This window comes from Arthrobacter stackebrandtii (assembly GCF_017876675.1).
GTDB lineage: Bacteria > Actinomycetota > Actinomycetes > Actinomycetales > Micrococcaceae > Specibacter > Specibacter stackebrandtii.
Genome location: NZ_JAGIOI010000001.1, coordinates 638,314 through 661,021 on the forward strand (window position 1 = coordinate 638,314; position 22,708 = coordinate 661,021).

At 64.4% G+C, this 22,708-nt stretch carries 11 protein-coding genes; 5 read left to right on the plus strand and 6 right to left on the minus strand.

Going from position 1 to position 22,708, the window contains the following annotated elements; translation table 11 throughout:
- Positions 1 to 238 precede the first annotated feature (238 nt).
- Complete coding sequence (locus JOF48_RS02675; RefSeq protein WP_209677045.1) at positions 239 to 5,752, minus strand: DUF3320 domain-containing protein; 5,514 nt, start codon at positions 5,750 to 5,752, stop codon at positions 239 to 241.
- Between the two features lie 528 nt (positions 5,753 to 6,280).
- Here JOF48_RS02675 and JOF48_RS02680 point away from each other — a divergent pair.
- The gene (locus JOF48_RS02680; RefSeq protein ID WP_209677047.1) at positions 6,281 to 11,119 is read left to right on the plus strand and encodes an InlB B-repeat-containing protein; all 4,839 of its coding nucleotides are present in this window, start codon (positions 6,281 to 6,283) and stop codon (positions 11,117 to 11,119) included.
- 127 nt (positions 11,120 to 11,246) lie between these two features.
- Here JOF48_RS02680 and JOF48_RS02685 read toward each other — a convergent pair whose 3' ends face one another.
- The 3 genes from JOF48_RS02685 to JOF48_RS02695 all read right to left on the minus strand — a co-directional run bounded on the left by JOF48_RS02685 (position 11,247) and on the right by JOF48_RS02695 (position 14,450).
- Positions 11,247 to 12,725 (minus strand): carboxypeptidase-like regulatory domain-containing protein, encoded by a 1,479-nt coding sequence (locus JOF48_RS02685; RefSeq protein ID WP_209677057.1) that lies wholly within the window; start codon positions 12,723 to 12,725, stop codon positions 11,247 to 11,249.
- A gap of 360 nt (positions 12,726 to 13,085) precedes the next feature.
- The gene (locus tag JOF48_RS02690) at positions 13,086 to 13,727 is read right to left on the minus strand and encodes a vitamin K epoxide reductase family protein (protein WP_209684060.1); all 642 of its coding nucleotides are present in this window, start codon (positions 13,725 to 13,727) and stop codon (positions 13,086 to 13,088) included.
- A 27-nt stretch (positions 13,728 to 13,754) separates the two neighbouring features.
- The gene (locus tag JOF48_RS02695; RefSeq protein ID WP_209677059.1) at positions 13,755 to 14,450 is read right to left on the minus strand and encodes a DsbA family protein; all 696 of its coding nucleotides are present in this window, start codon (positions 14,448 to 14,450) and stop codon (positions 13,755 to 13,757) included.
- Positions 14,451 to 14,584: 134 nt separating this feature from the next.
- Here JOF48_RS02695 and JOF48_RS02700 point away from each other — a divergent pair, with 134 nt between their 5' ends.
- Complete coding sequence (locus tag JOF48_RS02700; protein ID WP_209677061.1) at positions 14,585 to 16,822, plus strand: putative transposase; 2,238 nt, start codon at positions 14,585 to 14,587, stop codon at positions 16,820 to 16,822.
- 319 nt (positions 16,823 to 17,141) lie between these two features.
- On the opposite strand, the gene scpC is transcribed toward JOF48_RS02700, so the two are convergent.
- Positions 17,142 to 18,653: a succinyl-CoA:acetate CoA-transferase ScpC gene (scpC, locus tag JOF48_RS02705; protein WP_209677063.1), complete on the minus strand. Its 1,512-nt coding sequence runs from the start codon at positions 18,651 to 18,653 to the stop codon at positions 17,142 to 17,144.
- A 221-nt stretch (positions 18,654 to 18,874) separates the two neighbouring features.
- Between scpC and JOF48_RS02710 the strand changes: the two genes are divergently transcribed.
- Positions 18,875 to 19,183, plus strand: a complete 309-nt coding sequence (locus JOF48_RS02710) for a hypothetical protein (RefSeq protein WP_209677065.1) — start codon at positions 18,875 to 18,877, stop codon at positions 19,181 to 19,183.
- Positions 19,184 to 19,530: 347 nt separating this feature from the next.
- On the opposite strand, the gene JOF48_RS02715 is transcribed toward JOF48_RS02710, so the two are convergent.
- Positions 19,531 to 21,189 carry an ATP-dependent nuclease gene (locus JOF48_RS02715; RefSeq protein ID WP_209677066.1) on the minus strand — a complete coding sequence of 553 codons (1,659 nt, stop codon included), beginning with the start codon at positions 21,187 to 21,189 and terminating at the stop codon, positions 19,531 to 19,533.
- Between the two features lie 750 nt (positions 21,190 to 21,939).
- On the opposite strand from JOF48_RS02715, the gene JOF48_RS02720 reads away from it, so the two are divergent.
- Both JOF48_RS02720 and JOF48_RS02725 read left to right on the plus strand, forming a co-directional pair.
- Entirely contained in the window at positions 21,940 to 22,305 is a 366-nt protein-coding gene (locus JOF48_RS02720; protein ID WP_209677068.1) for a hypothetical protein, read from the plus strand.
- A gap of 49 nt (positions 22,306 to 22,354) precedes the next feature.
- The gene (locus JOF48_RS02725) at positions 22,355 to 22,708 is read left to right on the plus strand and encodes a hypothetical protein (protein WP_209677070.1); all 354 of its coding nucleotides are present in this window, start codon (positions 22,355 to 22,357) and stop codon (positions 22,706 to 22,708) included.

The following is a 22,708-nucleotide window of genomic DNA, read 5'->3' on the forward strand; positions in this document are numbered from 1 at the left end:
GGCGTCTTCCGGACCGGGTGCCCGCCCCACCCCGGCGCCCGGTGCATCGTTGCGGCGGCTGGAAATTCGGCGCACCGCATCACTGGGCCTGGCGCCGGGTGTCCCCCGGCGGTGCGATGGCGTTGGGCGGGCAACCCGCCGTTGCCATTGCTGCGACAGCGTCTCCGAAAAACCCGCCAATGCTGCGATGGCGTCGAGAGGGAAGGAGGGAGAGGGAAGGTGGGAAGGAGGGAGGCTGCTATTCCGCGAGGCGGTAGACGCCCTGGGGGTCCTTTTCGCACACGCCGTTGCGGACGCTGCGGTAGATAGAGCGGCTGGCGGCGGCCTGGATGTCCGGGCCGGTGCGCTGCCAGGAGAACACGGAGCGCAGCGCCGCCACAACCTGCTCTTCCGTGGACCCCATGGAGTCGCGCAGGATCAGCCGGAGCGCCTCGTCGAACTCTTCCGGGGCAATCGCCGACGCCCTGCGCGGCACGCCGCCCGGTCCAGAACGCCTGACCGCCACGGGACCGGGCGGGCCGAGCCGGATGAAGGAGTCGTTGTCCAGACGGGCGCCCACACCGTTGACGGTGGTGCGGGCGAGGGCCTCAAGCAGGTTTGCCTTGATCCGCGAGCCGATACTGCCCACGCCCCATGTTGCCCGCAGCCGCGCCTGCAGCAGGTCCAGGTGCAGCGGCGCCTCCACGGCCAGAACCTTTTCGCAAAACGCAATCAGCTCAGGCAACGCCTCGGGCGACCCCGGCTGCACGGCCGATGCGCCCCGCTTGTACCGTGCCTGCTTGTAGTCAATGCTCCAGTCAGGTGCGGTGAACAAGTCCACGGCTTCAAAGTCGAGGCCCGTCTCCTCCACGGCACCCACCGCGGGCACCCCCGCCAACCCGGCAGGTTCAGCGGCCGCTGCCGTCGCATCGTGCGGTGCAGTCCCCGTGCCGCCCGACGTTTCAACCGCGGACGCCGCGGCCAGCGCGGCATCCAGCACGGACTTGAGCCGCGCCAGCCCTCCGGCCGGGTCGCGGTGCCAGGCGAGCCCCCAGACGCGCGCCATGGTCCAGCCGAGATTGCCCAGCACCGCCCCGCGCAACCGGTCGCGGTCGCGTGCGGTTTTCGCGGAACTGTACGCCCCGCCGTCGCACTCCACACCGAGCAGGAAGGTGCCCTCAAGCGAGGGGTGCAGCACGCCGATGTCCACCCGGTACGCGGCCGAGCCCACCCGGGCAACGGTCTTGTAGCCGAGGGACTCGACGGCGGCCCGGACCTGGGACTCCAGGAGGAAGTCGCCGGGCTCCGCGGTTTCGGCGGCGGCAGGCAGTGCGGCAGTGCCCCGGGCAGCAAAGTCCAGGTAGTTGCGCAGGTGCCGGTTGCCCTCGGAGGTGCCCTCGCGCATGTCGGCGGCCCGGAAGGAGCTGACGATTTCCACGCGGCGGCGGGCGCGGGTGATGGCCACGTTGAGCCGGCGCTGGCCGCCCTTGCGGGTCAGCGGGCCAAAGTTCATGTCCAGTTTCCCGTTGGCGTCGGGGCCGTAGCCGACACTGAAGATGATGATGTCGCGCTCGTCGCCCTGCACCGATTCCAGGTTTTTCACGAAGAAGCCGTGGAGGCGGTCGCGGTCCTCCAGCAGCCCGGCCAGGGCGGGCTCCGCCACGGAGCGCCGCTCGATGGCGTCGAAGATGGCGTCCGCCTGGGCCGTGGAGAAGGTGACCACGCCCAGCGACAGGCCGGGGTTGTTGATGCGGTGCCCGATGACCAGGTCCACCACCCGCTCAGCCTCGACCGGGTTCGTGGCGCCGGCGCCGCGCAGGTACATGCCCGGCACGAATTCGTGGTGCACGCCCAGGTCCGGTGAAGCGTGGACGGCACCCGGGAACGTGTTGAGCCTGCCCTCGTAGAAGCCAAAGTTTGAGTAGCTGATGAGGTCCTCATGCATGCTGCGGTAGTGCCATGACAGCGGCAGCGAGGCGATCGCACCCGATGCCTTGCACAGGTCCAGCACACTGTCGAAGCTGTCCGGCCCGTCGTCGGGCTCATCCAGCGCCGTGGTGAAGAACGAGGTGGGCGGGAGCTGCTTCTGGTCGCCGGCCACGATCAACTGGCTGCCGCGGTAGATGCAGTTGACGGCGTCGGCCGGCCGGACCTGCGACGCCTCGTCAAAAATCACCACGTCAAAGCGCATGTCCCCCGGAAGGTACTGCGAGACGGCCAGCGGGCTCATCATGAAGCACGGCTTGAGCGCCTGCGCCACCTCCCCCGCCTGTTCCAGAATGGTGCGGATGGGCTTGTGCCGCGCCTTCTTCTGCGCCTCCCGCACAATGACGGCCGCCGCACCGAACATGGACCGCGGCCGCCGCGCCGTGCACGCCGCCACCACGGATGAGTAGGCATGACGGATGAGCTTTTCATCCAGCGCCCGGAACTCCTGCACGAGCGCGTCGCGGTTGCCGGCCCGGTAGTCGGCCAGCCGCGCATCCGCCGCCGCCACGGCCGCAAGCCACGGCTCCAGCGCCGCCCGCTCCAGGGCGGCGGGCAGCTCCACGGCCTGCGCGCCCGCACGCTCCAGCCCGGCAACAACCTCGCCCAGCCCGTGCCCGGCGGCCCAGTCCCGCAGCCGGCGGAACTCATTCCACGCGTCAATGTCCGTGGCCGCAACATCGTGCATGTGCCGGGCCAGGGCCTCCGACCCCGCCACGTCACGGCCCAAAATCTCCGCCAGTCCGGCCGCCTCCACCCCGTCAAACAGGGCCGCGAGGGAGGCCACGGCGCCGTCCCATGCGGCGGCTGCCTCCTCAAGGCCAAGTCCGACGGCGGTAAACCCGCCCAGGAGCGCCAGGGCGGCTTCGTCCAGGGGCGCCTGCAGCGCGGGCCGCGCTTCCCGGCACCAGGCAAGGTCCGCCCCGAGGGCCTCCCAGTCCGTTTCGAGCCCCGCGAAGTGGCGGCCCAGCAGCGCAGAGTCGGCGGCAGCACCGGCGTCGTTCTTGGCATCCAGGGCACCCAGCCCGGCGATCGCCTCGAGTGCGGCGGCGGCCCCGTCGAGTGTCAGGGAGGCGGCACCCATGGCGGAAAGGCGGGCCAGGGCTGGCTCGGCATCATCCAGCACGGCGGCAAATGAGGCCGTGCGGGCCAGGGCCTCGGTGATTGGGGCCTGTACCGCCCAACCCTGGAAATCGATGTCAAGGGAAGCGGCGAACACGGCCGCCAGCTTGTCCGTGCGCGCGGTGATGTTCCCGGCAACGGGAAGGAGCAGGCGGTCGGGCTGGTAGTTGTTGGAGAGCTGCGCGGCCAGGCCGGCCAGGTCCACATCGTCCCCGGCCAGCACGGAGGCCTGCCGGGCCATGTCAATGGCGGCACGGACCCGCGAGAAATCGGTTTGCAGGCCCTGGTAGTGGCTCTTCAGGCGCGGGCCGTAGCTGCGTTCGGCGTCGTAGAGCCGGGCCAGCGCGCCCTGCCAGGCAATGGCATCGGGCAGCGCGGCCACCGTCTCCTTGTTGACGACTCCGTGCGGGGTGGCCGGGCGCAGCAGGGCCCGATCCGCGCGGGCCGCAGCGGACCAGCGGCTGAAGAAGCCATTGTGCTCGGTCTCGAAGCGGTGCTTGAGGGCCTGCAGGTCAAGCTCCAGGACAGCCGGGGTGAAGGTGTCGCGCAGCTTGATCTCCAGCTGGCGCACGGCATCCACGGCACCGCCAAGAACGCGCACGCTTTCCTCGAGCGAGGCGTGGACGGCGGGGTCCAGCCAGTCGGCCTCGGGGCGGCGGTCGATCCGGCTCAGCTGCGCCAATTCGCACAGCACCCCAACCTTGCGCAGGCTGAGCCCGTCAGTGCCGGTTTGGAACAGCCCGGCCAGGTGGGCGGAGTCGGGCAGGAGCGCGCGCAGGTGCCCGGCCGCGCCATGGAGCTGCTCCCGCAGCGCCAGCGCCTGGGCCACGGTGAGCTGCCCGAGCCCGCCCGGGACGGGCATGTCGCGGCCGTCGGCGAGGGCGCGGTTGAGCGCGGCCGGCCCGTCAGCGGGGGTCCACTCGATGAAGGATGCGCCGATCGTTTCCACCATCGTTGCGCGGGCTGCAAGGTTGTCACGCCATTGCGCCGCGCATTGTTCGACGGCGGCAAAGTCGCCCGTGAGCCAGTGGTCCGGGACGTCCGGACGGGAGGCGATGAGCTCCGCGGCCCCCTGCCGCTGCCGGATCCCCGCCCGGCTCATCGGCACGGCCAGGAACGGCAGCCGGGCGTCCAGGCGCAGGGCCGCATCGACCAGCGGCGTGCACTGTTCCGCAACGGCGAGCGCCGCACCGGCGGCAGCACGGATGGCGGCGGCGTCCGTTCCGGGTGAGGCCAGGCCTCGCCACAGGAAGTCCTCGCCTTCTTCGGCGGGGCGCCAGGCGCGTGAGAGCTCCCCGACCTTGCGCTGGATCTCCCCCAGCAATTCGGCGTCGAGCTGCGCAAAGTCCTCGGGCCTGCCCACCGTATAGTTCTCGGGGACAGCCAGTTCCAGCAGCCGCCCGAGCACGGCGTGCAGGCTGCGGCCCAGCGGTTCGCGGAGCTCGTTCATGGCGGTCGCGTAGCCGCTGAGGTCCAGCCGGGAGGTCTCCAGCCGCGAGAGTTCCGTGGCGTCGAGGCTGCTGCGGCCCACGGGCTTGTGCGTCATCTCGCGGGCGAGCGTCTCAACCACCTGCTTGCGCGTTGCCTTGTGGCTGTGGAGCTCCAGCAAGAAGGGGCCCAGTTTTTGCGCCGTGAGCCTGTCGCGCACAACGTCCAGCGCGGCGGCCTTTTCGCTGACGAACAGCACGGTCTTTCCCACGGCCATGAGCTCGGCAATGATGTTCGCAATGGTCTGGCTCTTGCCCGTGCCGGGCGGGCCGTCCATGACAAAGCTGCGGCCTTCCCTGGCGGCGATGATGCACCTGCGCTGGCTGGCGTCGGCGTCGAGGATGTTGTGCAGCGTCTCCGGCGGAACCAGTTCGTCCAGCGCTGCATCGTCGGCCAGCTCGAAGTTGAGGGTGTCCGAGGCCCCGGCGTCCGGCCCCAGGGCCATGGCCTGGATCAGCGGGCTGGCCATGATCCGTTCCTCATTGGCCGCCAGGTCCTGGTACATCGCCTCCTTGTGGAAGGTAAACGGGCTCAGGATGCTGCGGCCGTCCACTGTCCAACCCGGCTCTCCCGCTATCGCCTCGCGCACCCCGGCCACCAGTTCCTCCACCGTGAAGTCAGGGTCGTCAAATTCCGGCAGGGCAAGGCCAAAGTCGCGCTGCAGCTTTAGGGCCAGCGAGGAGTTGACTACGGCTTCGTCGCCCGTGCGGCGCAGCCGGAACCGCGTGCCGTGGCGCTGCAGCCGCACCGGCACAAGCTTCAGTGGGCTGCTCGCAGGCTTCCCGTCGTCCGGGTCCACCCAGTTCAGCATGCCCAGCCCCACGTACAGGATCCAGACACCGCGGTCTGCATACTCCTGCTCCGAACGCTGGTGCAGGCGCCGGCAGGTGGCCAGGATTTCGGACTCATTCTTGTCCTGCACCGTGGCGGTGCGCTTCCTGGGTGCCGGCCCCGCGGCACCGACGGGGTTGGCGGCCAAGTTGACGGGCCCGGATTCGAGCCAGCTCTCCAGTTCGGTCATGTCCGGCAGCAGGAATTCCAACGACCCCACCTTCGGGTGCTGGAAGTACAGCAGACGCTGCCGCCGGTCCAGTGCCAGCAGGTCCTCCCGCCACGCCTTCATCTGGTCTTGCAGCCGGGCCGGCACCGCCGTCGCCTCGTCCAGCACCACGTCCATCAAGTTCTCCTTTGTGCCAGCCCGGTCCGGCGCCGTCCCCAACATCTCCGGACAACGCCCCTCATTCTTCCATTTATCGAGCACGACGCCGGACGGCCACCGTGGGTGCGCCGGTTCGCCGCTGAGACCGGACAGGGCATGCGGCGATTGGTCCAGTGCCACTGCCCGGCCGCCATTTTACGGACGTCAGGACATTTAACTGAGTACTCAACACGCGATGCGAGTGAAATTGGGCCAAAGTGCGAGTGTTCGCCACTCTAGATGCGCCCCACCTCACAAACATAGCCTCACGGTACTGATCTGAGGCTGGGCGGAGAAGAAGAAATGTTGTTCGCATGCAAATTTAAAGGACCGATTGGAACTTATCCAACCGGCCCTTAAACGTGCCATTGAACAAGCTGCTTGATTTTCCATTCCAGCCCTGCAGCAGGGGGAAGTTCTTTCACCTTTGGCTGCCGTCAAATCCACGGCGGCGGCCAAGAATTCAGCACCACCGAAAGTTCTAATAAGTTCAGGAAATGGGGAGTCATGTTACGCAATTCCGGAAGGTCTCTACACCGGCAGGGAGGTGCAGCGCCGGCATGGACCTGGTTCAACCAGTTCCTTGCCTTCACCGCAGCCCTTGCCCTCACATTCGCGAGTCTGGCAGGCCTCGCAGTCAACCCGGCCAGCGCCGACGACGCGACCGGCACCACAGCTTCCAGCGAAGCGCCCGCCGAAGCACCGGTTGCAGCCAAGGCGGCGGCCGAAGCGGCCCCTGCGGCCCAAACTGCCGGAGCCGAAGCGGCACCCGAGCCGGCAGCGGCTGAACCCATTCCGGCTCCGGCAGCGGCTCCCGAACCCGTAGCGGCCGAGCCCGCTCCGGCACAAGCCCCGGCTCCCGCGGCAGCCGAGCCAGAACCTGCACCCCAACCCGTGGCACCTGCGCCGGCAGCACCGGCCCCAGCGAATGCACCTGCCGCTCCTGCAGCGGATGCACCTGCCCCGGAGCAGGTCCCTGCACCAGCCCCGAAACCAGCACCTGTTGCTGTACCTGCCCCAGCTCCCGCACCCAAACTCGACGCGGCACCGGCACCAGCACCGGATCCAGAACCCGCGGCTGCACCGGCACCGGCGAAGGCAGCGGCCAAGGCACCCTCACAGGCAAAGGCGGAGCTGCAGGCCCCGGCGGCAGCTCCCCTCGACGCCGCCCCAAGCGCGGACGAGCAAAAGGTTGTCTTCTGCCACGCCACCAATTCCTTCTCAAATCCCTACAAGGACCGCATCGAAACCTCGCTGGATTCCTTCAAGACCGGCCACGCCAGCCACACCGGCCCGCAATTCCCGGAAACGAACGCGGATGGCAAGTGGGGCGACATCTTCCCACCCATCCCCGGATACAGCGCGACGGGCCAAAACTGGGATTTCATCGGCCAGTCCATCTGGAACAACAACTGCCAGACCGATGTCCCAGTCACGCCCGTTGCACCCGTTGTTGTCCAGACGGAATGCACAGGCCCCGGCACGCAGCAGGCGCCGACACTTCAACTCGCCACGACTCCGGGAATCACCTACACGATCAATGGCACTGTCGCCGCCGGCCAGACGGTCACGGTAATCGCATCCCCGAACCCGCCCGAAGTATTCAAACTGACGGCCGCCGCCAACTGGATCCTCAACACCAACGGCACGGCCAGCTTCTCGGTCACATTCGGCAATCCAGACTGCATCGAAGAAGCCCTCCCTGCGGCACCGGTTCTGCACCAGGGCGGGTGCGCGGCGCCGGGAGTCCCGGTAGCGCCGACCCTGACCATGGCCGCCACCGAGGGAATCGTGTACACGGTCTCACCTGCCGGCCCCTACACACAGGGCCAGACCGTAACCGTGACGGCCACCCCGGCCGCCAACTACACGCTGGGCAGCGTCGACGGCTGGGCCCCCGGAGCCAACGGCACGGCAACGAAGGAGATCACCTTCGCGGTCAACGACTGCATCGTCGCAGTGGCGCCGCTTCTCCCCACTGTCGTCCAGCAGGAATGCACCGGACCCGGGACCTACACGGCCCCCTCACTGACATGGAACGCAGTCGAGGGCATCACCTACTCCAACACCCCGACGACGGTAACACCCGGCGTTGATGTGGTCGTCACGGCCACCGCCGCCACCGGATACACACTGGGTGCAAGCGACGGGTGGACCATTAGCGGGGACGGCAAGACCGCCACACATACTGCCGAATTCGTCGTCAAGGACTGCACCGTGGGCGTTGCACCGGAAGCACCGGTCGTCACCAAGCAGGAATGCACCGGACCCGGCACTTCCACCGGCCCGTCACTGGCCTGGGCCACAACGGATGGCATCAGCTACTCAACCATCGGCACCGTCGCGCCAGGCGGCACGGTCATCGTGAAGGCCACCGCCAACCCCGGCTACAAGCTGACGGCCGCTGACGGCTGGGCACTGGATGGCCTCGGCTCCGCCACATTCACGGTGGAATTCGCCGCAGCCGACGACTGCCTCGAAACCGCAATACCGCAGGCACCGGCCGTCACCCAGGAAGTCTGCACCGGCCCCGGCACCTTCAGCGAACCCACGCTGCACCTGGCGGAAACTGACGGCATCACGTATTCCGTCAGCGCACTGTCACCCATGGCCGGCAGCACTGTCACCGTCACGGCGACGGCCAGCGAAGGCTACGAGCTTGGAGCCTCGGCCGGCTGGGACGTGAGTGAGGACGGAAAGACAGCCACGCTCGAGGTGGAGTTCGATGCTGCCCCTGACTGCATCGACCCCGTCACCCCGGCCACACCAACCTTCACCCAGGCGGAATGCACGGGCCCCGGCACGGCTTCCACCCCCACACTGACAGTCCCGGAGGACACCGACACCATCAGCTACACCGTTGAAGGCATTGTCGCCGAAGGTGAAACGGTCTACATCACCGCTCGCGCCGCCTTCGGGCACAGCATCACCGCAGGCAACGGTTGGAACCTCAACAGTGACGGGACAGCAACCTTTACGGCACCGTTCATCGACAAGGACTGCACCGTAACGGCCACACCGCTGAACCCCACGGTCGAGAACCAGAAGTGCACGGCCCCCGGAGTCTCCACAGGCCCAACACTGACCTGGACCGCCGTCGACGGCATCAGCTACTCCTACGCAGGCACCGTCGCCGCCGGCAACACCGTCACCGTCACCGCAAGTGCCAATGACGGCTACAAGCTGGCGGTCCCGGCCGGCAGCGACTGGTCCCTCAACCCCGACGGAACGGCCACGCTGACGGTCACATTCAAGGCTGCCGAGGACTGCATCGTCCCCGTCACCCCATCCATGCCAACCGCCACCCAGGCGGAATGCACGGGCCCCGGCACGGCATCCACACCCACCCTGACGGTTCCGGAGAACACCGACACCATCACCTACACAACGGAAGGCACCATCGCTGAAGGCAACACCGTCAAGGTCGTCGCCACTCCGGCCTTCGGCCACTCCATCACCCTCGGCGAAGGCTGGGAAGCCATTGACGGCAAGGCCACCTTCACCGTCGAATTCCTGGTCAGGGACTGCATCAAACCGGTGACACCGCCGGCACCGACGTACGAGCAGCAGGACTGCACGGCGCCCGGCACCGCCAGCGAAGCAACGCTGAACGTGACAGCCGTCGAAGGCATCAGCTACTCCTACGAAGGCACCATCGCCGCCGGCAACACGGTCACGGTCACGGCAACCCCGGCCCCCGGCTACCGCCTGGTCCTTCCGGGCGGCGCCATGACCTTCATGGCCGCGGGAACCTGGACCATGAACGGGGACGGCACGGCATCCTTCACCGTCACCTTCAATGAGGCACCGGACTGCATCGTCCCCGCCACCCCGGCCACGCCAACCTTCACCCAGGCGGAATGCACCGGACCGGGCATGGCAACCACACCCACACTGACGGTCCCGGAGAACACCGACACCATCACCTACACAATGGAAGGCACCATCGCCGAAGGCAACACCGTCCTGGTCATCGCCACCCCAGCCTTCGGCCACAGCATCACCCTCGGCGAAGGCTGGGAAGTCAATGAGGGCAGGGCGGTCTACACAGCCACGTTCGACACCACCGACTGCATAGTCCAGGCGGAGCCCGTGGCACCGGCCATCACCCGCGCGGTGTGCATGGACGCCAGCTCGCCGGTGCCGCCAACCCTGGTGCTGGCGTCGACCAAGGGAATCAGCTACACCAAGGAAGGCGAGGTCGCAGCCGTGGCAACCGTCGTCATCACCGCCACCCCGGATGCCGGCTACACGCTGGGCGCCGTGGACGGTTGGACACTCAACGAGGACGGCTCGGCAACACTGACCGTCACCTTCGACATCCCCAACTGCATCATCGGGGCAACACCGCAGGCACCAGTCGTTGAGCAGCAGGTCTGCACCGGCCCCGGCACCTCCACCGGACCTTCGCTGGCCTGGACCACGGTCACCGGAATCAGCTACTCCAACACCGGAACCGTCGCCGCCGGCAACACCGTCACCGTGACGGCCACCCCGGACGACGGCTACGAGCTGGAGGTCCTGCCTGAGCCCATGGCCCTTGCCGACACAGGCAACTGGACCCTCAATGAGGACGGCACCGCCAGCTACTCGGTGGTCTTCGCCGCCGCACCGGACTGCATTGATCCTGCAAGTCCGACGGCGCCGACCTTCACCCAGGCGGCCTGCACCGCACCGGGTGTTGTCTCCGATCCGACCCTGACTCTGCCCAAGGACAGCGACACCATCAAGTACACCCTCGAGGGCACCGTCGCTGTCGGCAAGACCGCCACGGTTCTCGCAACCCCTGCAGCCGGCCACGCCGTCACCGAAACCGACGGCTGGACCCTCAACGAGGACGGCACCGCCAGCTACACGGTCGCCTTCAATGCCGCACCGGATTGCACCGTCGAGGCGACCCCCGCCGCACCCGGCATCAAGCAGGCCGTGTGCACGGATGGCAAGGTCACCCAGCCCGCCATGACACTCGCCAGCACCAAGGGCATCACGTACGCCACGTCCGGCAACGTGGCCAACGGCGAGACCGTCAACGTCACTGCAACCGCAGCCAGCGGCTACAGCCTGGGCAAGGCCGAGGGCTGGACTGCCAACAAGAACGGCACCGCCGCCACCTATGTGGTCGCCTTTGACACGGTGAACTGCCCGGCAGTGGTCGTTCCCCCGGCACCGCCCGCCGCCAACCCGGCGCCCCTGGCGGCAGTCATCAAGCCGGCACCCGTGGTGTCCTCCCCTGCACCCCTGGCCCGTACCGGCCTGGACGCTGGATGGAACATCACCTTGTCCGTCCTGTTCCTGATCCTGGGAGCAGGAGCCGTATGGCGCAGCCGCCGCCCCAGCAACGGCTAGGCAGCACCGCGCGGCAACGCTGAAATGCCCCGTTCCTGCAGATTCGAACTGCAGGAACGGGGCATTTTTGCTGCCATCCCATCATGTCGCCGCTCAGCGCCGGGCCGGGCGCCAGGCAGCTGTGGCATCAATGCCGGTGGCGGCGCCGGGCCGCTCCGACCATGGCAGCACCGCTCCCCAACAGGATCAATACGGCCAGCAGAACTGGTCCCGCCTTGTCCGCTCCGGTGGCGGCCAGTGCCCGGGCGGTGTTGCTTGGTTGCTGCGTGGCGGAGTCGGGGGTCACCGCAGCGGCCGTGGATGTCGAGACACCAGAAGCTTCCATGGTCCCGGGACCAGTTGGTTCCACAGGGGTGGTCGAAGACGTTGCCGGTTCCGTGGTGGGTGACTGTGTCGGTGCATCCGTTGGATCCACGGTCGAGGTCCCCGTTTCCGTCGGTGTGCCGGTTGGCGTACCGGTGGACGTCGGAGTGCCCGTGGGTGTACCGGTCGGCGTCGGCGACTTGGTCGGCGTCGGCGACTTGGTCGGCGTCGGCGACTTGGTCGGCGTCGGCGACTTGGTCGGCGTCGGCGACTTGGTCGGCGTCGGCGACTTGGTCGGCGTCGGGGACTTGGTGGGGACAATAATCGCCGTCAGGCGGAAGTCCACGCCGCCGACATCCCCTTGCCCAAGCTCGACCGCCTGGCTGGGTCCGCCCTCGAACTCAAATCCCTCGGCGGGCGTGGCGTTGACGGTGTAGTCGTCCAGCGCAAGGAAGTTCTCGAAAGCATAGGCGCCGGAGGAATCGGTGACTGTGGAGGCCACGGGGTTTCCCTGCCCATCGTTGAGCGTGACTGCCAGGCCGGCAACCTGGACGCCGGAAACCGTGCCGGAGATGCTGTGCGCCACCGTGGCGAACCATGTCTGGTAGACGGGCAGGCCCGACAGCCTGGTGTAGGTGACGGTCAGGCTGGTCAGCGGCACGCTCGGCATGAACCACCCGGAAGCGCCGGCGGTGTCCCGGTTGCTGCCAAATCCGCTGCCCAGCAGCGTCCCCGTGGCCGGGTCCCACATTGGCAGGTCAAAGCCTTCGGGATCACCGGTGCACGGCCTGGGCGCCGGTGCGTCGCAATAGTTGAACACGCCCTGGAAGCCAAGATCCGCCACTGCCACGGGCTGGCCGTTGGCGCCCAAGGCAGAGACCACGGCCTTGTCGGCATCGATGTCGCCCAGGATGAAGCCCCACGCGCCCGACGGCGTTGGCTTGCTGAAGGTGTAGGTGGTGATTCCGGGATCCGTGGGCGTGTCCTTGAGGGGCCGCTGGTTGATGTACCCCTGATTCTGGCTTGAGCCGAAGACCAGGCCCGGTGCACTTCCGGCAGGAAGGAAAGTTGACCTACCGGTCTGGGAGGTCAACTGGCGGCTGGATGCCGTGAAGCTGGTTTCCGGGAATCCGCCGCCGAGGTCAAGGCTGCCCGAATAGGACGGAGCGGATCCGGTCAGCAGCCACGATGCGTAGCCGCCCCCGCTTCCGTCCACGACATCTGCGGGCGCCGCGGCGGCACCGCCCAGGACGAGGGCCGCCGCCAGCGCCGTTGTTGCCAGGGCAGACAATTGCTTCCCCATGTAATTCCCCCAATTATGTGGCTTGAAAAGGCCAGAGCCTGCCGCGGCGTCCAGCGCAGCCGAGCAAAAAACTATCAAATCAAGCCGTCTGCTTTCCAGAGCCAGATGACTATTTTTGCCACTCCAGGATGCGCCCTGAAAGCCGCTGTGCCGTCTGCCCGGGCTGCTCCGCTGCCCTGTCCGACCGCAAGAATGCCCCGTCCCTGCAGCATAGGCGCTGCAGGAATGGAGTATTTCCGGACCAGCCGGACCGCGAATATTTACAGGCGCATGCCGCCGTTCTCAGTGTGGTGCCGGCGCCGGGACAACTCCGCGTCCAAGTCCATGCACGACGTCGGACACCCGGCTTGGGTGCCTCCGTCATCCTCCCGTGATGGCTGGGAAGAAGCGGACCAGCACGGACAGGGCGATCGCCACGTAGATTGCTGCCACGATGGTCCCGGCCCAGTTGGCGGCGAAGGCCGTCACCGCTTGTGGGGCGGCGATGACTCCGTGGACGAGGTTGCGCACGGTGAGCAGGACCAGCAGCGGGACCATTGCCGCCCAAACCACCATGCAGTAAAGGCACAGGACATAGATCTCAAAGAGCGCCTGGCTCCACAGCCAGGCGACCAAGACAGCCCCGAGCACCACACCCGCCTGCAGGCCGAGCCAGTACCATCGCACGAGTTCGGCGCCGGCGAGAACTGCCATGGCCGTGGCCAGCACAATGGCAAAGGCCACGATCCCGATTATTGGGTTGGGGAAGCCAAACAACTCCGACTGCCAGGTGCCCATGACGCGGCCGCAGGACACCCAGGGGTTGACGTCGCAGCTGGTGATGTGGCCTGGATTGCGGTACATGGCTAGCCGTTCCAGGACCAGGACGGCCGAGGCCGCCCAGCCCACGGCACCTGTGAGCAGCAGGACGACGCCGAAGGCCCGTCTTCGCGCGAAGCCGGGAACCTGGCTTTCCGGTTTACGGGGCGGCTCTGCGTCGGGTCCAGCCGTTGGCTGGCGCATGGCATCCTGCAGGTCCACTGCCAATGCTTACTTCGCCGCGGTTGCTGCGACGGCGGCTTCAAACTCTTCCAGGGTCTGGAAGTTGACGACCTGCCCGTCCAGGAAGAACGTGGGGGTCCTGGTGACTCCAAGGGCTGCGCCGTCCGCCTTGTCGAGCTCCACGCGGGCCTTGGTGGCGGGATCTGCCACGGCCTCGTCGAAGGCGGTCATGTCCAGGCCGAGGTCTTCCGCATAACCGCGGAACACCGCGCTCTTGTCGTCCGCGGACTCGCCCCACTGGGCTTGGGTTTCAAACATCTTCTTGTACATGGCCTCGTGGGCGTCCTGCTGGGCCGCCGCTTCCACTGCCAAAGCCGAGGTCATGGAGTTGCGGTGGCCGGGCAGCGGGAAGTAGCGCTGGACGAACGTGACATTCTCCCCATACTTGGTGCGCAGCTCCTCCACGAATGGGTAGGCAGCACCGCATGACTCGCATTCAAAATCCAGGAATTCCACCAGGACGGCCTTCTCGTCCTTGGCCTGGGACAGCACCCTGCTGTTCTCGCGCACCAGGTTCGAGGCCTGCACGGCCGTTCCTTCCGGTGCAGCCTTGGCGCCGTCACTGCCCTTGGACCCGGACACCCCCACGATCACGGCAACCACGGCGGCGATGATGACGGCGGCCAGCGCCGCCCAAACAATGATCTTGGACGTCTTCAGCCCTGAGTCCAGGCCTCCGGACATGGTCAGTGCGCGGTTTTTGTAGTTTGTTGAATTGCCGCGGTTCTTACTGCGGCTGAGGCTGTTAATTTCACGCCTGTTGTGAGATAATAAAGGCGTGATGATTTCTTGTGTGGGTGGGTGAAACAATGGTTTCAATGACTACCCAAACCGCCCTTCCCGTACTTCCGGACCTTGGCGCTGTGCTCATGGGCGAGCGTGCGGCCCTGCTGGAAAACGCCTCTGGTGGCAAGGTCTTCATTAACGGGCAGCTGGCCTATGTGTGGGGTGCGGGCCAGGACGGTCTGCGCCGGTTGGCGGCCTCTCAACTGGTCGATACCGGTGCCGCCCAGGTCAACGAGGTCGCCGCAGCTTTCGGCGTCAACACGGAGTCGTTGCGGCGCTGGCGCAAGTCCCTTGAAGGCACTGGCCTGATGGGCCTGGCACCGGTAAAGAAGGGACCCAAACGCCCTTCCCTGCTCACGGAAGCCAAAGCAGCAGAAATTCGTGCTATTCGTGCCGGCGGTTTGAGCCTGCGGGCCACCGCTGAAGCGACGGGGGTTTCCACCGACACGGTCCGGCGCGCCATGGCCATGACCACCACGGCAGAAACACCGACCACTGATGCTGCCCACGATTCTCTGGTACCCCTTGAAGCAGCGGGGCAGCGTGCACTGCCGCTCTTACCAGCCCCGGTGGCCCGCGATGCCGAGCGGGCCGCTGCCGGCCTGCTCGAGGCTGCAGCGCCTTTGTTTGCCCCGGCCGCCAACGTTCGCCACGCCGGCTTGTTCCTGGCCTTCCCCGCACTGGAATCCACCGGTCTGATCAGCTGTGCGAAAGAGGTGTACGGGGCGTTGCCGAATGGTTTCTACGGCCTCGAGACCGTCCTGATTGATAGCGTGCTGCGAGCACTGGCCGGGGAATCTAGGGCTGAGGGCGCGACGCGCTTTGACCCGGGTGAGCTCGGGCGGGTGTTGGGGTTGGATCGGGCCCCGGAAGTAAAAACCATCCGCCGCCGGATCAGCCAACTCGCCGAAACCGGCAAGGCCGGGGAACTGATTGCCGCCCTGGCCAAACACCATCTGACAGGCACCGGGCCTGGCGGGGAGGACCTGGCTGCGGTGCTTTATGTTGACGGGCACGTGCGCGCCTATCAAGGCACGAAAAAGATTGGGAAGATCTACTCCACGAGGCTCAAGTTCCCAGTCCCGGCGACCGAAGAAACCTGGGTCACCGACGCCCATGGTTCACCGGTCTTCGTTGTCATGGCCGCACCCGGCGCGTCCCTGGCCGCCGAACTGCGCGACCTCCTGCCCGAGCTGCGCACAGCCGTTGGGGATGACCGGCGCGTGTTGGTCGGCTTCGACCGCGGCGGCTGGTCACCGGCATTGTTCAAGCACATGGACTCAGCCGGTTTTGATGTGTTGACCTGGCGCAAAGGCGTTACGGAGGACATCAGCGAAGATCTCTTCACAGAGGTCACGCACACCGACGACCACGGGCAGAGACGCAAATGGTCGGTGGCGGACACGCTCGTTGATCTGCCCCTGGCAACGACCAAGACCAGCGGTGAAGTCTTCACGATCCGGCAGATCAGCAGGGTCGTGGGCACCACCGGTGACGGGAGCAGGCAAATCCATATCCTCACCACCGACCGGACCATGAGTGCCGGGGAGGTTGTGTATCGCATGGGCAATAGGTGGAGGCAGGAAAATCAGTTCCGCTACGCCCGGATGCACTTCGATCTTGACTCCCACGATTCCTACACCAGCACCGGTGACGATGAGGAGCGGATGGTGCCGAACCCTGCCAAGGCCAAGGCGTACCAAAAAGTCGTTGCCGCCCGGAATGCTCATGCCGAGGCCGCTGCGATCGCCGAGACGAACCTGATGGCGCTGAAAACCCCGGCAGAAGGCTCCACGGAACTGGCTGTCACGGTCACCAGCGCCATGCACAACCAGGCCATGGCACCGCTCTGGGACGCCGAAAACGCATTGATCGCGGCCGAGAAGGCTCACAAAGCCATTCCGGCAAAACTCCGTCTCGGGGAACTGAACCCGGGCCAGCAAGTCCTGGATACCGAGGTCAAGCTCATCCATACCGGCATCCGCATGGCCGCCTACAACACCGCGATGACCATCGCCCGCGAGATCCGCACCAACACCGGCTACCGGCGCGCCAGCCAGGAAGCCCACGCCCTCATGCGTCAGATATTCAACCAGCCCGGCGACATCGACACCACCAAGCCCGGCCTCCTCACCATCACCCTGGACCCGCTACCCACCAAGGCCAAAACCGCGGCCGCCGCCCAACTATGCGAGCACCTAAACAGCGCCGAAACTCGCTACCCCAGCACCGAGCTCATCCTGCGCTACAAAATCAAGAACACCACCTAGCACCCCACAGCAATTACCTCACCATGACCGGAGCCCTGGAGTCGGCTTTGGCGTTCGTTTTCACGTGGCGTTCCATTCTGTGGCTGGCTCGTGGAAAATTTCCATTCACCGGTTCGTTGGCGGCCCTGTCGCGGGTCACCGGATACTACCAAATCAACTTCGCAATTTGCCGGTCCTGAACACCTGGCCGTCGCCAGGCAGCCGCCGGAACGCCGCGTCCACGGTGCCCCGCATCCGGCCGGAAGGCAAAAACGCCCCATCCCCGCAACGTGGACGTTGCAGGAACAAGGCATTTTTGGACGTGCCGGCACGTGATGAATTACAGGCGCATGTCGCCGGTCTCGATGTAGCGCTGGTGCCAGGACAGCGCCTCGCCCATCAGGTGCGGGGTGTGCTTTCCGTAGGACTCACGCGAGGCCCGCTCGAAGTAGTCCTCCAGCATGGGCTTGTAGTCGGGGTGCGCGCACTTCTCGGTGACCAGGCGGGCACGCTGCTTCGGCGCCAGGCCGCGCATGTCAGCCAGGCCCTGCTCGGTGATGATGAGCATGGTGTCGTGCTCAGTGTGGTCCACATGGCTGGCCATCGGCACGATGCCGGAGATCTTCCCGCCCTTGGCCGTGGACGGCGACATGAACGCGCCCAGGTAGCCGTTGCGGGCAAAGTCGCCGGAGCCCCCAATGCCGTTCATGACGTGCGAGCCCACCACGTGGGTGGAGTTCACGTTGCCGTAGATGTCGGCCTCGATCATCCCGTTGAGCGCGATGCAGCCCAGGCGGCGTATCAGCTCGGGGTGGTTGGAGATTTCCTGCGTGCGCAGCAGGATGCGGCTGCGATAGAAGTCAACGTTGCGGTTGAACTCCTCGATGCCGGCCTCGGACAGGGAGAAGGAGGTGGCGGAGGCGAACTCGATGGTGCCGTCCTTGATCAGCTCCAGCATGCCGTCCTGGATGACCTCGGTGTAGGCCTTGAGCCCGCGGTACCCGCCGCGCGAGAGCCCGGCGAGCACGGCGTTGGCAATGTTGCCCACGCCGGATTGCAGCGGCAGCAGCTTGTCGGTCAGGCGGCCGGTCTTGATCTCGCCGTCCAAGAAATCCAGCAGGTGCTGGGCGATCTGGTTGGAGGCCTCATCCGGCGCGGCAAACGCGGAAAGGCGGTCCGGCGCGTCGGTCTCCACCACGGCGATGACCTTGTCCACGTCAACGTCCAGGTACGGCTGGCCGATGCGGTCCTCAGGCGCCGTGAGCTGGACCGGCTTGCGGTGCGGCGGCAGGGCGGTGCCGTAATAGACGTCGTGCATGCCTTCCATCAGCTCGGACTGCTGCTTGTTGACCTCCAGGATCACGGCATCGGCCATGTCCAGCCAGGTCTTGTTGTTGCCCACCGACGACGACGGAATCAGCGAACCGTCCTCGCGGATGCCCACCACCTCAACGATCGCAATGTTGATGCCGCCGTAGAAGCCGAACCAGGTGTGCTGTGCAACGTGGCTCAGGTGGATGTCCATGTAGTCGAGGTCGCCGTCGTTGATCCGCTTGCGCAGCGCCGGGTCCGACATGTACGGCAGCCGCAGCTCCATGCCGCCAACCTTCGCCAGCACGCCGTCGAGCTCGGGGGCGGTGGAGGCACCCGTAAGCACCTTGATCTTGAAGGAATCGCCGGCGGCATGCGCGGTTTCCATCTGCACGGCGAGGGCCTGCGGGACCGCCTTCGGGTAGCCGGCACCGGTAAAGCCGCTCATGGCCACCGTCATTCCCGGCTTGATCAGCGCGGCCGCCGCCTCCGCTGACATTCGCTTCTCCAACAACCCGGCATGGCGGATACGATCGTGCACAGTGCTCCTAAAAAAAATTCAGTCTGGTGCTTGACATCCGGCAAATGTCATCCAGACCACTATAGGCGGTGATGGAGGATACACCCAGTTGAGACGTGCGTCTATAGTTTTCCCTCAAATTATGTACGACGCCGGTCCCCGCCTTCCAGCGCACGGCACCTGCCGCCCGTCCCCCGGAAGTCGTGATGGACGGGGGCGCGGATGTGAGGGTTCAATGGAGCATGACTCCCAAGAGGATCAAGCTGGGCATCGGGCTGGCCGCCACTGGCTGGCTCCTCGCTGCGGTGCCCCTGCTGGTGTTCGCCGGCTATGCCGGGACGGTCGGCCAGTGCGTGTCGGCGGGAACCAGCACCAGGGAGTGCGGCAGCAGCACCTCGGTCATGGCGGCCATGGCGTGCCTCGCGGCAGGACCTGCATTTCTCGGTATTGCCGTGGCCACCAACAGGGCGTGGGCATGGCTGGTCACTGCACTGCTGGCGGTTCCCGTGGCGTTCGTCGGCTACGACTTCCTGACCTTCACGTATCTGTAGCGCCGGGGCAACATAAAGATATTGCGCTAATTCGACACCGACCACAGCAGCCCTAAATGCCAAGGCGGGTCTCGTCATGAAACCCTGCATGCGACAGAAGAATCTATCTTCTTTGGGATGATGGCCGCTCGGCGGCCATCCCAACCGTTTCACTGCGCTGGAACGTGAAAGCCAGGAGCGCTATGCACAGCAATGCCATTAGCCATGACGTATCGCAAATTCAATCAACCAAACAACAAGCAGCAGACGTCGTCAACGAGAGATCTACCCCGGATCGCAATACACGGTAAATGCGCGCCCATCTCAACACCGACCACCCCAAAATAGACTCTCTTCAGCCCTCGAACCTAACCAATTTTGGTCGACCCTTCATCTATACCACCAGGACTAATAAACTGGCCACAGCCATGCTCTAGAATTGAATTAATACTGGTAGTTACTGGTAGGTCAGCTTTTACACTACGCTGCACAGACTCGACGTAGCACTTTGCCAGAATCTGCGTTATATACTCGCTTGCATGCCCCGTCCGCTGGCCAATATCGTAGGACAGATTATGATGATCCCCTACCCCAATGGCGGCAGATTGGATAATCTCACGCACGTCAGTGGCTTCGCCCCCCAACATGCCAGCAACGCGAGCCACGGCTTTATAGTCTGCAAGAATTCCGTCTTTGATTACTATTTCCGGAGCGTCAGTTTTGCTGTGAACATAGTTAGATTCCATAATCTGCGGTGGGCCGATTCGAGTCCACTCTATTCGCGGAGCACCATCAAGACCCTTTCCACCATTAGCCCTGCTTGATGCATCACGAATTTCCGCATTAGTTGCATCCCCATCCCAAACTATAAGTATTGGAATATTTTCATTTGCGCGTCGCGCATAAGCCGCAGCAATTGACAACTCATGCTTCGACCCACAAGCTACAATATCGATCCGGTTCTTGGTTACCATGGGCAGTGACGCTTCAACAAGTGCTGCGCCGACTGGATCCTCACAAATGACCAGCAACTCACTTTGAAACTTTCCAGCGAGTGAGCTTTCTGCAAACCTGGTCGTAACATTCGGTATACATGTATGGGAATCACCATTCACCTGAATCAGCAGTCGAGCCTGCCTTGGCAGTGCATCTATGAACCATCGAGAGTGCGACGTGCAGATAATCTGCAGATCCTCCTCCAACGCCCGATCAATTAGAACCTGTGCAAATTTGGCCTGAGCGCTGGGATGAATTGCCATTTCAATCTCTTCAATCAGCACCAATGTACCTTTGGGACAATTTGATATTTCTGAGAGAATTGAGAGCGTCGCCGCTTCTCCAGTTCCCATATTGAATCCACTGTAGCGATTTCCAGAATGCCGCTGAAGTTGAGGCACGACAAACTTTCCGGCAGCCAAGGACGATGAATTCGAGTATTCGCGGCTAAAGATCTTTGACATGGAACTGGACACCCAATCACTATGTACAGTAGCCTGTGGAGACTTTTCAGAAATGAAGGCACGCTTGTGCGAAGGGCTTTCTGACCATGAGCTTATTCTGGAGAGCCCGAGATGGATAACTTCAGCATCGTGACGTCGTTCATAGCGCATCCATCTACTAGTGGACTTTCGCTGCATTACGGTTTGCTTGTCTTGATTACTTTTCGTTACGTACTTCCAAGTGATGGAAAAGTTCTGTGGCTGATCTTCATTTCTTGTAGAGCAAAAGAAGTCAGGGAATCTATATCCCGGACTTGTTCGCGATGTTGGCGTAAAACGTAACCCTTTATAAGACAAGGCGGCGATGTTTAGGATCGTAGATTTTCCGCACCCGTTAGGGCCGACTATTACACTTACCGGATAATTGAACTCTACTGTAATATCTTGTATCCCGCGTATGCCTGTAACTTTGGCTTCGGCGTCAAGCGGCTTAATCTGAATTGATCGCAAGTAGTTTGCTTTATAGCTAGGAGCGTCCCATTTCTTTTGAAGGCTTTTTTCGGCAGTCGAAAGATTTACTCCAGGCATCTTTTCCCCTAAATTATAACTGACGGCTAATATTAGCCGAATTCAGTGTATCTTACAATTATGCGGCTGGTGCAACTGTGTCACAAAAGAATGTCATCTCGTGTCCACGTGACCGGCTTCGGCCGCCCACTTTGCGTTCATCCATGTGCTGCGCACCGCACTGAGGTTGACCGCTGTCGGGTCGTTGGCGTTGCATGCATAGCCATTCAACCGCTGGCAAGTCACAATCAAGCGGACAGGTGGCGTTCACGGATGTTGTCATTACTGTTCTCGCGATCCAGGTTCACGGTTTTTTCAGTCTGTAGCCGCTTCCTGATTTCACTGCCTTCAGTTTGGCCCGCACTCCAAGGACACATGCCACCATAACGCCGCGTTCTAGCGCCGCCTTCATGTACCCATGCCATCCAGAGCAGGTTTGATGGAGCCACCGCATTAGCAGCTCGCGGCTCGGCTCGTTCCCACCATTCCCGTCCGCCAAATCTAGGGCCAAGTGAGCGAATTTGCAGGTACGGCCCGCATTAGCGCGTTCTGGAAACTACAATCTGCGCATTCCCCTGCCTGCATTGGCGCGCCGGACAATGTGCATTGCCAAAAGCCCGCGGCTGGCTCCACTCAGTACCAACAGGCCGGTCGGGAAGTCCGGACTTCCATAATCGCGCTCAGCTCCGCACCGACCAAAGTGGCATCTGCTCGGACTAGCGCCACCGCCACGAACAGACGCTTCCGGGCTCCGGCTGGTAGAAATAGAACATGACTGATTCACCGGGCACCCCTGCACCCCACGGCGAAGCACTTGCTCCCCAGCGTTCACAACTCACTGGCGCCGTGACCACACTCGTTGCGTGGGTTGCGGTGATCCTGCCGATCATCCTCATGGCTGTCACCATTTTTGCCGAGATCATGCGGCCGGACCAGGGCATGTGGACCGCGCGCAACCTGTCGTTGATGTTCCTTGGCGCACTGCTGTTGTTTTGCATGATCGCGTTCCCGCAATTCCTGGGCAACGCCGTCCGTTTCCGGGAGAAGGCCATGTGGCGCTCGGCGATCATCACCGGCATCCCCACCGTCGCCGTGATGGTTTACTTCATCTTCCGCTGGATGGCCAACCTCGGCTGACCGCCGGCGCCTGCCAATGTCCCCGCAACCGCCCCAAGGAGCATCCACCGTGTCGTCCACCGCCACCCGCCGGAAGCGCAGCATCCTCTGGGGCATCTTGTGCGCCGTGGGCGGTTGGGCACTCTTCGCCATCCCCTTCCTCTACGGCATGGTCTTGCTCGTATGGGGCGGCTACGGCTTGTCGATGTCCCAGAGCTCCGGTGACTACGACTGGGCCGAGCTTCTCCTTCTCTTGGGAGTGGGGATCGCCATGCTGGGCATGCTCATTTCGCCGGTCATTTGCGGCATGGCCGTTGTCACCGGGCGCCGGTCCCAGTGGCTCGCGGGTGCCATCTTCGCGTTGCCTGCCGTTATTTGCGCGTGTGCCGCCTACATCCTTTGGATCGGCGAACTCACCCTCTGA

What these genes read in the sequence shown, in the direction of transcription:
- JOF48_RS02675 (WP_209677045.1), bottom strand. Translation starts at nt 5,752, where the DNA reads ATGGACGTGGTGCTGGACGAGGCGACGGCGGTGCCGGCCCGGCTGCAA.
- JOF48_RS02680 (WP_209677047.1), top strand. Translation starts at nt 6,281, where the DNA reads ATGTTACGCAATTCCGGAAGGTCTCTACACCGGCAGGGAGGTGCAGCG.
- JOF48_RS02685 (WP_209677057.1), bottom strand. Translation starts at nt 12,725, where the DNA reads ATGGGGAAGCAATTGTCTGCCCTGGCAACAACGGCGCTGGCGGCGGCC.
- JOF48_RS02690 (WP_209684060.1), bottom strand. Translation starts at nt 13,727, where the DNA reads ATGCGCCAGCCAACGGCTGGACCCGACGCAGAGCCGCCCCGTAAACCG.
- JOF48_RS02695 (WP_209677059.1), bottom strand. Translation starts at nt 14,450, where the DNA reads ATGTCCGGAGGCCTGGACTCAGGGCTGAAGACGTCCAAGATCATTGTT.
- JOF48_RS02700 (WP_209677061.1), top strand. Translation starts at nt 14,585, where the DNA reads ATGACTACCCAAACCGCCCTTCCCGTACTTCCGGACCTTGGCGCTGTG.
- JOF48_RS02710 (WP_209677065.1), top strand. Translation starts at nt 18,875, where the DNA reads ATGACTCCCAAGAGGATCAAGCTGGGCATCGGGCTGGCCGCCACTGGC.
- JOF48_RS02715 (WP_209677066.1), bottom strand. Translation starts at nt 21,189, where the DNA reads ATGCCTGGAGTAAATCTTTCGACTGCCGAAAAAAGCCTTCAAAAGAAA.
- JOF48_RS02720 (WP_209677068.1), top strand. Translation starts at nt 21,940, where the DNA reads ATGACTGATTCACCGGGCACCCCTGCACCCCACGGCGAAGCACTTGCT.